The sequence below is a fragment of the Flavonifractor sp. DFI.6.63 genome (assembly GCF_024462255.1).
GTDB classification, from domain to species: Bacteria; Bacillota; Clostridia; order Oscillospirales; family Oscillospiraceae; genus Lawsonibacter_A; species Lawsonibacter_A hominis.
This window is the reverse complement of the sequence record NZ_JANGBE010000003.1, coordinates 106067-118488: the sequence shown is the minus strand read 5'-3', so window position 1 is coordinate 118488 and position 12422 is coordinate 106067. Positions and strand designations below refer to the sequence as shown.

General features: G+C 64.5%; 14 protein-coding genes. All 14 read right to left on the bottom strand.

Going from position 1 to position 12422, the window contains the following annotated elements; translation table 11 throughout:
* Nucleotides 1–27: 27 nt before the first annotated feature.
* Nucleotides 28–741 carry a V-type ATP synthase subunit D gene (locus NE547_RS02435; RefSeq protein ID WP_186906738.1) on the bottom strand — a complete coding sequence of 238 codons (714 nt, stop codon included), beginning with the start codon at nucleotides 739–741 and terminating at the stop codon, nucleotides 28–30.
* 3 nt (nucleotides 742–744) lie between these two features.
* The gene (locus NE547_RS02430) at nucleotides 745–2127 is read right to left on the bottom strand and encodes a V-type ATP synthase subunit B (protein WP_186906737.1); all 1383 of its coding nucleotides are present in this window, start codon (nucleotides 2125–2127) and stop codon (nucleotides 745–747) included.
* Complete coding sequence (locus NE547_RS02425) at nucleotides 2124–3902, bottom strand: V-type ATP synthase subunit A (protein ID WP_186906736.1); 1779 nt, start codon at nucleotides 3900–3902, stop codon at nucleotides 2124–2126. Before NE547_RS02425 ends, NE547_RS02430 begins: the two co-directional genes overlap by 4 nt.
* A gap of 137 nt (nucleotides 3903–4039) precedes the next feature.
* On the bottom strand, nucleotides 4040–4360 hold the full coding sequence (locus NE547_RS02420; protein ID WP_256174661.1) for a V-type ATP synthase subunit F: 321 nt from the start codon (nucleotides 4358–4360) through the stop codon (nucleotides 4040–4042).
* Nucleotides 4353–5351, bottom strand: a complete 999-nt coding sequence (locus tag NE547_RS02415) for a V-type ATPase subunit (RefSeq protein ID WP_256174660.1) — start codon at nucleotides 5349–5351, stop codon at nucleotides 4353–4355. Before NE547_RS02415 ends, NE547_RS02420 begins: the two co-directional genes overlap by 8 nt.
* A gap of 30 nt (nucleotides 5352–5381) precedes the next feature.
* The gene (locus tag NE547_RS02410) at nucleotides 5382–5972 is read right to left on the bottom strand and encodes a V-type ATP synthase subunit E (protein ID WP_186906733.1); all 591 of its coding nucleotides are present in this window, start codon (nucleotides 5970–5972) and stop codon (nucleotides 5382–5384) included.
* A gap of 13 nt (nucleotides 5973–5985) precedes the next feature.
* Entirely contained in the window at nucleotides 5986–6480 is a 495-nt protein-coding gene (locus tag NE547_RS02405; protein ID WP_186906732.1) for a V-type ATP synthase subunit K, read from the bottom strand.
* A gap of 1 nt (nucleotide 6481) precedes the next feature.
* Complete coding sequence (locus tag NE547_RS02400) at nucleotides 6482–8506, bottom strand: V-type ATP synthase subunit I (RefSeq protein WP_256174659.1); 2025 nt, start codon at nucleotides 8504–8506, stop codon at nucleotides 6482–6484.
* On the bottom strand, nucleotides 8506–8820 hold the full coding sequence (locus tag NE547_RS02395) for a hypothetical protein (protein ID WP_186906730.1): 315 nt from the start codon (nucleotides 8818–8820) through the stop codon (nucleotides 8506–8508). The genes NE547_RS02400 and NE547_RS02395 overlap by 1 nt, the downstream gene beginning before the upstream one ends.
* A gap of 407 nt (nucleotides 8821–9227) precedes the next feature.
* Nucleotides 9228–10316: a putative glycoside hydrolase gene (locus NE547_RS02390; protein WP_256174658.1), complete on the bottom strand. Its 1089-nt coding sequence runs from the start codon at nucleotides 10314–10316 to the stop codon at nucleotides 9228–9230.
* A gap of 92 nt (nucleotides 10317–10408) precedes the next feature.
* The gene (locus NE547_RS02385; protein WP_256174657.1) at nucleotides 10409–10843 is read right to left on the bottom strand and encodes a MarR family winged helix-turn-helix transcriptional regulator; all 435 of its coding nucleotides are present in this window, start codon (nucleotides 10841–10843) and stop codon (nucleotides 10409–10411) included.
* Between the two features lie 21 nt (nucleotides 10844–10864).
* Nucleotides 10865–11506, bottom strand: coding sequence for an S-layer homology domain-containing protein (locus NE547_RS02380; protein ID WP_186906727.1), 642 nt, complete (start codon nucleotides 11504–11506; stop codon nucleotides 10865–10867).
* 162 nt (nucleotides 11507–11668) lie between these two features.
* Entirely contained in the window at nucleotides 11669–11938 is a 270-nt protein-coding gene (locus NE547_RS02375) for a pro-sigmaK processing inhibitor BofA family protein (protein ID WP_186906726.1), read from the bottom strand.
* A gap of 57 nt (nucleotides 11939–11995) precedes the next feature.
* Nucleotides 11996–12253 carry a DUF2508 family protein gene (locus NE547_RS02370; protein ID WP_186906725.1) on the bottom strand — a complete coding sequence of 86 codons (258 nt, stop codon included), beginning with the start codon at nucleotides 12251–12253 and terminating at the stop codon, nucleotides 11996–11998.
* Between the last annotated feature and the right edge of the window lie 169 nt (nucleotides 12254–12422).

The following is a 12422-nucleotide window of genomic DNA, read 5'->3' as shown; positions in this document are numbered from 1 at the left end:
AGTCATGGATGGGGGCCTTTTGCTGGATCAGATGCTCTCCGGATCGTCCAGGCGGCCGCCAAAGGCCTCCACAGCCCTGGCGTCCTCCTCCCGCTTCTCCTCAATGGCTTCCTTGAGAAGCATATCCTTGACCTTCATCAGTCGGATCGTGGAAGAGCGTTCGTTTTCATCCAGCTTCATGGAGATATACTTGATGGCCTCCTGCATCTGAGGGATCTTCACATACTCCAGCGCGTTGACGCGCCGCCGGGTCTTCTCGATCTCCTCCGCCAGCAGCTGGGAGGTCTTTTCGATCTGGGCCAGGCGCAGCATATCCTGAAAGATTCCGGAAAGGGCGTCCACCGCGTCGTCCAGTTCGCCCGAAGTGGTGGCAAAGCCGTAGGGATAGATCTCCCCGGCGTCGTCGCTCTTGGTCTTGAACTGATAGACGGGCACGTTCACGGACATGACGTTCTGGAAGGTCATGTCCAACTCCACGCTCTGTTTGGGGTAGAGCAGGGACTGCTCCAGCATCTCGGAGGACATGACCGCCGAGGCCACAGTGAAGGAGCCATGGGCCCGGATCAGGGCCGCCTCCACCTTGGCGCGGAGCGCCCGGTTCTCCCGCACGACGTCCATAAACTGCTTCATCAGCTCATCCCGCTTGTCTTTGAGCAGCTTATGGCCCCGGATTGAGGTCTTGAGCCGGCCCTTCAGCCGGGTCAGCTCCTGCCGGGTGGGGTTTACGTTAATTGCGGGCATGACTTACCCCTCCTTTTTCGGGAGGTATTTGTCGATCAGCTCCGGCTTGATGCGTTTGAGCTCCGCCTTCGGGAGGATGGAAAGCAGCTCCCAGCCCAGGTCCAGCGTCTCTTCGATCGAGCGGTTTTCGTCGGTGCCCTGGGAGACATAGCGCTTTTCAAACTCGTCGGCAAACCGGGCGTACAAAAGGTCGGTGGGGGACAGGGCCGCCTCGCCCAGGATGGACATGAGTTCCTTGTTCTCCTTGCCGGTGGAATAGGCGGCAAAGAGCTGGTTCATGGTCCCCGCGTGATCCTCCCGGGTCTTGCCGGGGCCCACGCCCTTGTCCTTCAGGCGGGACAGGGAGGGCAGCACGTCCACCGGGGGATTGACGCCCTTGCGGTAGAGCTCGCGGCTGAGGATGATCTGCCCCTCGGTGATATACCCGGTCAGGTCGGGGATGGGGTGGGTCTTGTCGTCCTCGGGCATGGTGAGAATGGGGATGAGGGTGATGGAGCCGCTCTTGCCCAGCTGACGGCCGGCCCGCTCGTAAATGGTGGCCAGGTTGGTGTACAGATAGCCCGGGTAGCCGCGGCGGCCGGGGACTTCCTTCTTGGCCGCCGACACCTCGCGCAGGGCCTCGGCGTAGTTGGTGATATCGGTCATGATGACCAGTACGTGCATGCCCTTCTCAAAGGCCAGATATTCCGCGGCGGTGAGGGCCATGCGGGGTGTGGCGATACGCTCCACGGCGGGGTCGTTGGCCAGGTTGGTAAAGAGCACGGTGCGGTCGATGGCGCCGGTACGGCGGAACTCCTCCACGAAGAAGTTGGACTCCTCAAAGGTGATGCCGATGGCGGCGAAGACCACGGCGAAATTGCCCGCGTCGTCCCCCAGCACCTTGGCCTGGCGGGCGATCTGGGCCGCCAGGGCCGCGTGCGGCAGGCCGGAGCCGGAGAAAATGGGCAGCTTCTGTCCGCGCACCAGGGTGTTCAGGCCGTCGATGGTGGAAATGCCGGTCTGAATAAACTCGTTGGGGTAGTCCCGGGCGGCCGGGTTCATGGGCAGGCCGTTGATGTCCCGGAACTCCTCGGCCAGGATCTCCGGTCCGCCGTCGATGGGACGGCCCATGCCGTTGAACACCCGCCCCAGCATGTCGCCGGATACGCCCAGCTCCAGCGGGTGGCCCAGAAAACGGATCTTGGACTCGGCCAGGTTGATGCCGGCAGATGCCTCGAACAGCTGCACAACGGCGTTGTCGCCGTTGACCTCCAGCACCTGGCAGCGGCGGGTGCTGCCGTCGGGCAGCTCGATCTCGCCCAGCTCGTCATAGGTGACGCCGGAGACCTTGCGCACCACCATCAGGGGGCCGTTGATCTCCTGTATGGTACGGTATTCACGGATCATTCCTCAGCACCTCCCTTGGCGGCGGCCGCTTCGATCTGCTCGGCCATCTCGCGGGCCATGTCCGCATAAACGGCGGGATATTCGCTGTCGGGTACGCTCTTGGCCCGGCCCATCTTTTCCCGGAAGGGGATCTCGAACAGGTCGGCCACCCTGGCGCCCTTCTCGATGGCGGCGCGGCAGAGCCGGTCATACTCCAGGATCATGCCCAGCATCTTGTCCTGCCGGTCATAGCTGGAGTACCAGTCCACCTCCAGAAAGCCGTTCTGCTGGAGGAAGTCCTCCCGCAGCATCTTGGCCGTCTCCAGGGTCAGCTGGTCGGCGGCGGAGAGGGAGTCCTTGCCCACCAGCTGCACGATCTCGTTGAGGCTGGCCTCCTCCTGAAGGATGGACATGGACTTATCGCGATTGATCATGAACTGCTTGCCCAGGTGCTCGTCATACCAGGGCTTGAGGGAGTCCAGATACAGGGAATAGGAATTGAGCCAGTTGATGGCGGGGAAATGGCGGCGGTAGGCCAGCGAGGAATCCAGCGCCCAGAACACCTTGACGATGCGCATGGTAGCCTGGCTCACGGGTTCGCTCAGGTCGCCGCCCGGGGGGGAGACCGCGCCCACGGCGGTCAGGGAACCCCGGCGGCCGGCGTCAGAGCCGATGCACGCCACCATGCCGGCCCGTTCGTAGAACTGGGCCAGGCGGGAGGACAGATAGGCGGGGTAGCCCTCTTCGCCGGGCATCTCCTCCAGGCGGCCGGACATCTCGCGCAGGGCCTCGGCCCAGCGGGAGGTGGAGTCGGCGATGACGGCCACATCATAGCCCATGTCCCGGAAATACTCGGCGATGGTGATGCCGGTGTAGATCGACGCCTCACGGGCGGCCACGGGCATGTCGGAGGTGTTGGCGATGAGCACCGTCCGCTTCATCAGGGACTCGCCGGTACGCGGGTCCACCAGTTCGGGAAACTCCCGCAGCACGTCGGTCATCTCATTGCCGCGCTCGCCGCAGCCGATGTAGATGACGATATCCACGTCCGACCACTTGGCCAGCTGGTGCTGCATGACGGTCTTGCCCGAGCCGAAGGGGCCGGGGATGGCGGCGGTGCCGCCCTTGGCCACGGGGAACATGGCGTCCACGATCCGCTGGCCGGAGAGCAGGGGCGTCCTGGGGGGGTACTTGTGCCGGTAGGGCCGCCCCACACGGACGGGCCACTTCTGCACCATGGTCAGCTCGTGGCGCGCCCCGTTTGCGTCCACCAGCACGGCCACCGTATCCAGCACCGTGAAGGTGCCGGACTGGATGGACTCGATGGTTCCGCTCATGTTGGGGGGAACCATGATCTTATGGAGCACCACGCTGGTCTCCTGCACGGTGCCCAGCACATCGCCGCCGGTGACCTGGTCGCCCGGTTTGGCCACGGCATCGAACTGCCATTTCTTTTCCCGGTCCAGGGCGGGCACCTCTACGCCGCGGGGCAGGTTGTTGCTCCCCGCCTTTTTCATGATGCCTTCCAGCGGACGCTGGATACCGTCGTAAATATTTTCGATGATACCGGGGCCCAGCTCCACGGACATGGGCGCGCCGGTGGTCTCCACCGCCGCGCCGGGGCCCAGGCCGGAGGTCTCCTCATAGACCTGGATGGACGCGGCGTCGCCGTTCATGGTGAGGATCTCACCGATCAGGCGCTGCTCTCCCACCCGGACCACGTCGGCCATATTGGCGTCCTTCAGCCCGGTGGCCACCACCAGCGGGCCGGAGACTTTGACGATTTTTCCGCTCAAATTGACTCAACCTTCTTTCACGTCGGGGGGCGCGGGCGGGTGCGGGCACCCGCCCCTGCGAAGCACCCCGCCTCCCGGAGTTTCCGCCGCAGGCGGCGCGACGGTTTTGTATCCAGGGGGAAGCATCCTCCCCCGGACTATAGAATATCCGCGCCTACAGCCCGTTCCACAGCGCTCTTCACGTTGGCCATACCGATGCCCAGGCTGCCGTCCTTGCCGGGGATGAGGATGACCGCGGGGGTCAGCTCATCCTTGTAACGGTCCACATCGGCCTGCATCCCGGCGGCAAACTGCTCTGTAAGATAGATCACCGCGTAGTCCTCCTTTGCCAGGGTATGGAGGATCCTGCGGGCCTCCTCCGCCGTCTCGGCCGGAAAGACGTCCAGGCCCAGCGCCTTGAACCCCAGGACGCTGTCCTTGTCGCCCAGGACCGCGATCTTGTATCCACTGTTAGACATAGGCTTCACGCAGCCTTTCCCGGATGGTGTCCGCGTCCAGACCGGCCATACGGCCGGAGAGAATGGTACGGATGGCGGTAAACTCGTTTTCCCTGGCGTACAGGTAGCCCACCACCGCCTGCTCCCCAAACGGGATGCGGCGGGCGCGGGTCAGGTAGGCCATAACCGCGTCGTCGCAGGCGCGCTCAAAGGCGGTCAATTCCCCGCTGCCGGCCGCGGAAAGGGAATCCCCCAGAGCGGCGGCCTCGGCGAGCGCTCCCGCCCGGAATGCGGCGGACAGGTCGCCTCCCTTGCGGCTGGCCAGGGTACGCGCATCCACGCTGCCGCCGCTCAGGAGCACCTGATGGAGAAAATCGCTTCCCTTCCCCATCCGGGCCGAGCGTACGGCGGAACGCAGGTTGGTGGCGTCGGTGAGCAGGCGCACGTAGCCCTGGAGGAATGCGCTGCCGGTCGCTTCCGCGGCGGCGTGCATCTCCTCAAAATAGGCCCGGTCCAGCACAAAGTCGGCCAGCTGGGGGTCGCCCCCGGCGTTCAGAAGCTCCTGCGCCTGCGTCACCGCGCGGCGAAAGGGCTCCGTGAAGTCCCGCAGGCTGTCCCGCTGAAACGCGTCCTTCACCGCGCCGGCGCTCCAGCGCCCCCCCTCGGACAGGAGGCGGTCGGCTTCCGCGCCCACCGCCTGGGCCTTGAGCAGCACCTTGGCGTTGTGGTAGTCGTATTTCATCTGAAACACTTCCACCAGCCCGGGATCGGGCACCGCGCTGCGCAGTTCCCGATACAGCGCCGCCCTGGCCTGGGCCAGCAGGGCGTCCAGGGCGGTATGGGTCAGCTCCGTCAGCTCCCCGTAACCGCACTCGGAAAGGACCTTGACGGCCTCGTCGTCCGTATGGGCCTCCAGCATCCGCTCCATGCGCTCACGGGTGAGCAGCTTGTTCTCCATGGCCCGGATGCGGGTGGATATGGTCAGGTAGTCGGTATCTTTGATCTTAGTCAAGACATTGCCTCCATTCGTCCGGAGTGCGCGTCAATCTCCGAAGAGGATCTGGGCGACCGGGCGGTCCAGCGCGCCCCGCTGGAGACGCACCAGGGTCTCAAAGCTGCAATTGACCTCCACATCCCCGTCGCTGAGGATCACCCCGCCCTGGATGGGGCGGGTCTGCTCGGACAGGGTGAGCCGGCCGCCGTTCAGGCGCTCGTTGGCCGCGGTGACCACCTGCTTGCCATAGCGGGTGCGGTCCTTCTGGGAGAGGATGACCGCCTCCCGGCCGGTGACGGCGGCCTTCACCGCCAGGTCGGCCAGCAGGGCTGTGTACTCCTGCTCCGGCAGGTTCAGCAGCTGCTCCAGCGCCTTGTCGTAGGCCCTGGAGAGCATCTCCTGCTTGGCCGCCAGCTCCAGCTTGCGGCACTCCAGCTGGGCCACGCTGGCCAGCCGCTCCACCCGCTCGTCGGCGTTCCGCCGGCCTCGGGCCAGGATGTCCTCGCACTCGCGCTTTGCCTGCGCGTCATACCGTGCGGCGATCTCGTCGGCCTGGCGGCGGGCTTCGGCGGTCAGCTCGTCGATCTCCCGCCCCACATCCTCCGCGATGCGTCCGGTGATTTTTTCGATTCCGTCCATAGCGTATCCCCGCTCAGAAGCCGAACATGATCATCAGGAAGGAGATCAGCAGGGAGAGGATGGCATAGAACTCCACGATGATGCACAGCACCATGCCCTTGGACCAGTCGTTGGGGTTCTTGGCCACGATGTTGACCGAGGCGGCGGCCACCCGGCCCTGGGCGATGCCGGACAGCAGGCCGCCCAGCGCCATGGGCAGGCAGGCGGCCAGGATCAACAGGCCGTTGGCCACCGTGAGTTCACCGACGGTTCCGGCAAACAGGCCCATCTTCATCAAAGCCAGAAAGCCGATGACCAGGCCGTATAGTCCCTGGGTGCCGGGGATGACCTGCAGGATCATGCACTTGGAAAATTGGGAGGGGTCCTCGGCCAGCAGGCCGGCGCCCGCCTCACCGGCGATACCGGTACCCTTGGCGGAACCGACGCAGGCAAGGCCCGCAGCAAGGGCCGCGCCCAGGAACCCGAAGAAGGGGCCGCCGTATTGGGCAATCAATTCACCGAAATTCATGTTACTGTTCCTCCTTGATGTCTACATATTTTGTGGCGATGTTCAGGGGGCGCCAGGGGCGGCCGCCCTCTTTATAGAACTGTTTAAAAAACTCCAGATATTGCAGGCGGGACGTGTGCACATAGGTGCCGATCACGTTCAGGCCAATGTTGAATGCGTGGCCGACGAGGAAGACCAGGAAGAAAATGGGGATCCCAATCACAGGGGGCAGGCCGCCGCCGGGCATGGCGCCCAAGATATTGAACACCTGACCGATGACGGAACCCGCCAGCATCATGACCATCAGGCGGGAGTAGGAGAGGATATCCCCGAAGTAGCCGGTCACGCCGTTGTACACCGCTCCGATCACGGCGGTCACCTTTCCAAAGCCCTTGGCGTTGCGGCCCTGCGCCAGCAGCATGACGCAGCCCACGATCAGCACGACCGGGATGCCGTTCACGCTTCCGATGCCGGAGATGCCGGCCATATTCACGGCAAACAGGCCGATGCCGATGAAAATGACCCACCAGGTCCCCACATCCCAGACCGCGTCCATGATCTGACCGTCCCGGCACAGCATCCAAAACTTTACTGCCATGCCCACCACGATCTGCACCAGGCCCACGGCCAGGGAGAAGATGAGCACGGTCATCGGCTCGTTCATCACGTCCAGCAGGGGGGCCGGCAGACCGCTCCCTTCCGGAACTGAGAGGAAGGGCACCGCCGGTTGGGGCAGGCCCAGCATGCTGGTAAACTGATACAGAAAGTCCGAGAAGAAACCGCCCGTCAGCAGGCCGATCACCGCGGATGAGATGCCGCACAGGATCATCAGCCGCACCAGCTGGCCGAATCCTCCCTTGGGCTTAACCTTCCATTGGAGGAAGGCGCAGGCCCCCGCCAGGATCAGGCCGTAGCCCAGGTCGGCGAACATAAACCCGAAAAAGAAAATATAGAACGGGGCCATCAGGCCGTTGGGGTCCACCCCGTCGTAGGCCGGCAGGGAATACATCTCCGTAATGGTCGTCAGCGGCTCGGTGAGCACGTTGCTTTTGAGCTTGACCGGTACCGCCGGGTAGTCCTCCGCCGCCGGGACCTCGGTCTCCCAGCAGCAGGTGAACTTCCCAAGGCGCTCCAGAAGCCTCGCCTCGTCGGGTACGGGCACCCATCCCTCCAAAAAGAAGGCCAGGTCCGTGTCCAGCAGGCGGCAGCGGGCTTCCTCCCGGGTGATCTCCTGGCAGGCCCGGTCCAGGCACTGCTCCAGCGCCGCCGCTTTGGGGGCGCAGCCGGCCGCCTCTTCCTTGGCCCTGCGCAGCGCTTCCTCGGTCTCGGCCATCCGCGCGTCCAGAGCCCGGTCGTTCTCGGCAGCGGTGCCGGTCCAGCCCCGCAGGGCAGAGCGGGAAAAGCCGTACTCCTTCAGCACCGCCTGGCAGGTCTCCTCCTGGCTCTTGTGGCAGAGGAGCACAAAATAGTGCAGCTCCGCGTCGCTCCCCGCCCGAAGAAGCGCCGCCAGGTCCGTCCCGGCCGCCAGCGCCCCCTCCAGGGCGTCCAGATCCACCGCGGCCGCCACGGTACCGAAGAAGACCGCCACATCCTGGGTGGAAGCGGTCTCCAGGGGGATGTCCAGCGCCAGCCAGGGCGCCAAAGCCAGCTTCTGGGCCTTGAGCTTGCCCTGTTCGGCGTACAGAGCGGAGATCTGCCGCTCCAGCGCATTGAGGCGTCCGGCATCGTCCAGTGCGGCGCGGTAGGCCTCGTTATCAAAGAGCGCGGCCTCCGTGATCACCGGCCGGGGCTTAAACAGGGAACCTTTTTCCTTGGGCGCGTATTTTTTCAGGGTCTTGAGCGCGGCCTCGGCGCCGGACTTCGCCTCCCGCGCCTGATTGAGCGCCGCCGTGTCCGGCCGGGTCAGCGACGCCCAATCCGGGTCGTCCCGCCAATCGGACGGCTCGTCGATCTCCACGCAGCCCATGTGCTGAAGCAGCCGCAGCATCTCTTCCCGCTCCGAGCGCATACCGATCAGCCGCAGCCGCTTCATTTTGACGATGGACATCAGCTATTCACTACCCTTCTCACGATGCTTTGGGCGGCTTCGGCCAGGCGGCCCTCCGCCTTCCCGCGCAGGGCTTCGCAGGATTCCCGGGTCTGCGCCGTCACCGTCTGCGCATTCCGGGCCGCTTTTTCCTCCGCTTCCTTCAGGAGGGCGCGGGCCTGCTCCTCCGCCTGGGCGCGCGCCTGCTCCAGCCGGGCCCTGCCCGCCCGCTCCGCCTCCGCCACCAGGCGTTTTGCCTGGGCTTGGGCCTCGATCTTGCGGGCCTGGTTGGCCTGCTCCGCCTGCGTCACCTGCTTGATTGCCTCCAGAGACATAATTCTCACCGCCTTTCCGAAATGGCGCGCACGGCGCTCATCAAGCGGACGGCTGGCGGGTCTTGGCCGCCAGCCGTCACTCCGCCGAGCACCGGGTACGCCGCGTCATTTTGACAAAAAACAAATTCTCCCGATCATACCCAAATGATACTTCATACAGCGCAGAATTTCAAGTTTAAAATTGTCGGTTTAGTTTTTTTGCTTCTCTCGTTTTTTGCAAGGCCAGCGACATTTTCGTGCAGATTTACTGCAAAAATTTTGTACATCCCCTTTCAATCAAAACATTTTCCCGGTTCTTGCGTCATTCTCGCCAAAGTTTTTGGCAAAAGTTTGTGCAGTTTGCGGCGAGCCTTTTTGCAGAAACAAAACCGAGCAGGGACGCGTCTGCAAGCACGTCCCTGCTCGGTTCATTCGGTTGGCGTCCGAGTCAGCACAGCCCAATTCTCCCCTGCTCCGGCAGGGGCTTCGGTCACGGGCACCAGGCGCCCGGCGGGCAGGCCGGCGGCGCGCAGCGTCTGCTCATAGGCGCTCTCGTCCCCTGCAGGCACCGCGACATAGACCCGCCAGGCATGCTCCGCAAGCCAGGCCGCGGTCTGGCCGCTGCGGTCGTTTGCCTCGCCGGTCAGCACCGCCTGACTGCTCCCAAAGGAGACTTTAAGCTGGGGGTAATCGGCCAGGGCCTCTTCCAGCTCCCGGCAGAAGGTCTCCAGCGCGTCGGTCAGGCCGTCGGGATCATAATTCTCTCCGGCGACGATATAGTCCACCTGGCCCCGGGCCGGAAAGGCGCAGTTTTCCAGCAAAAGTTCGTCAAAGCCCAGTTCGGCCAGTTCGGCGCACACGCCGATCACATACTGCCGGGCGGCCGCATTGGCGGCGCTGAGCCAGCGGCAGTCTCCCTCGTCCCGCCAGTTGCCCGCGCTGCTTTTGATGCCCAGGCTCATGTCGGCGCGGGGGATCGCGTTGTCCCGGAAGCAGGACACCCGGGCGACCGTATACAGCTCCCCCGCATTCAGGCCCCGGATGGCCCCGTTGATGGCCGGGTCGGCTGCGGACACGCCCCCCGCCTGCGCCGGCTCCAGGCTGGAGATATACCCCAGGCTTCCGTCGTCGGCTTTCATATCAAAGACCGCCGCGGCAGCCCCCGCCCGGCGCACCTGCTCCTCCGCCGTGCCGTCGTAGAGGGCCTCGCGGGGCAGCAGTACCCCCTGCATCAGCGTTTCCGGCTCGGGCGTGGCCGTGGGCGCCGGTGTGGGAACCGGGCTGTCGATCACCAGAGGAGCACTCCCCGCAGGCTCCGGCGGGTCCTCAGCGCCCCCTTTTTGAACGAAGGGCAGGTCCAGCCGGATGCCGTCGGAAGAGTAGACGATATGCCCGTCCATCAGCAACAGCGTGGCTACCGCCAGCACCAGAAGGACGACCAGCAGCACGATGACCACCTTCAGGGCCGTGCGCAGCCGGCTGCGCCCGTGATAGGTGCCATACCCCTTGGCCGCCATCCGCCGTCACCTCCTCCGCAAGCCAAATCAATCACAAGATGCAGATATTATAGCACGATTTTCCCCGGAAAAAAACTGTGCCGGGCACTTTTTTATTCCCGGTCCTCCTGAAGCGCGAGGGCCGCATCCAGCTTCTTCAGCGCTGCGGCCACCAGATCCCGGTCCTCCTGCGTCATATCGCTCATCAAGGAACGGAAATAACCCCCGACGTCGGTGGCGGCCCGGCGGCGCAATTGCTGGTATTTCTCGGTCGCGCAGACATAGATCACCCGCCGGTCGGTCTCGCTGCGCTGCCGCTGGGCAAGGCCCAGTTTCTCCAGCCGGTCCACGATGCCCGAGACCGTGCTGTTTGCGCTGCCGGTACGCTCGGCCAGCGTGCTGATGGGTACCGGCCCGTCCTCCCCCAGCACCGTGAGGACCAGAGCCTGCGGAAACGTCAAATCCAGACGCCCGAAATGCGTGCGGAACTGCTGGGACATATGCTGGGTCACCCGCAGATAAGACAGGAAAATGTCGTGCTCTTCCATGCGTGCCCGCTCCTTTCTCTCTTAGCCCATGGCCGGGGTCATCAGCCGCTGCAGGATCACCGCCAGCTGGGACCTGGTTGCCGCGCCGCCGGGATCGATTCTTCCGTCGCTGCCCTGGATCAGCCCCAGCCCCACCGCATGGGCCATGCCCTCCCGCGCCCAGGCGGAGATGCTTGCCGCATCGCTGTAAAGGCTCAGGGTGCCCTCCGCCACATCGCCGCCCTTATACTGGGCGTAGCGGTGGAGAAGGACGGCCAGCTCCTGCCGGGTGACGGCGCTGTCGGGATTGAAGCGTCCCTTGTCGTTGCCTGCGGCGATGCCCTTCCCCTTGGCCCAGGCCGCCGCCGTCTCATACCAGGCCCCGGCGGCCACGTCCGGGAAGGGGGCTTCCACTGAAAACGCCGGTGCGCCCTCCAGCCGCCACAGTACGGTCACCACGGTGGCGCGGGTCACCGCCGCGTTGGGGCTGAACGCAGTCTCGCTGGTACCGGTCATATATCCCGCCAGAGACACCGCCTCCACCGCCTCGGCATACCAGGCGTCCGCGGCGACGTCGCTGTAGGCGGGGACGGAGGCGGCCGGGGCGCCTGCAGCCGCGGCAGGCAGAGCCAGCGCCGCGCACAGGCAGGCGGCGCAGGTCAGGGCGGAGAGGCGTTTTTTCATGGGGACACTTCCCTTTCGTCATGGAGTGCCTCTCATTGTACGACATGGATTTTAAAAATCTGTGAACAAGCGCTGAATCCAACGAAATTTTAGGGAAACGTTATAAAATCCGCGTGGCGGGCCCAGGCCCGCCACGCGGACTGACTGCTGTTTTGATCTGATTCAGACGGCCAGCGCCCAGTTCATGAGCAGCAGCAGCCCGAATCCGGGCGCGCCCAGTACGCCCAGCACCAACGCGTTGAGCAGGTTGACCCCCAGATTCACGCCCAGCACCCCGCCCACGCCGCTCAGGCACCACAGCACCGCCAGGCCCACCCCCGTCCGCGCCAAAACCCGGACCAGCCATTGCAGGGGCTTGCGCAGCGCGGCCAGCACGGCCACCAGGACCAGGCCGCCCACGATCCAGGGCAGGGCATTCAGCAGGCTCTCCAAGACCAGCCACCTCCCGTCAGGATATTTGCCAGTCCCTTGGCAGGCGCGCCTTCCGCGTCAGCTTATCTTGACCGTCCGCTCCCCGTCCAGCTCCTTTACCCGCCGGAGCAGATAGGAGTAGCGGGATTGGAGGGCGTTGATCTCAAATACGTACGATTCGATCAGATCGGCGTCGTGGGCCGTGTTGAAGCCCGAGTAGGCCTGTGCGATCAGAGTGCGGGTCTGGGCCAGGCTTTCCAGCAGGGCCCGGCGCTCCCGTTCCCGCTCACTCTCCCGCCGCCTGCGAAACACATAAGTCCTTTCCGCTTCTGCCATAGCGTCTCCTCCTTCTCTGGTTTCAGTCTATTTCCAGTTTGGACAAATATGACAGCCTCTATACCAAAAATCCCCAGGCATGTCCCGGAGCGGCCGGGACATACTAGAACCCGGACAGGCAAAGCATCTCCTTTTAAGCCGGTGCCGGGTGAGCTCACCCTCTGGCGAA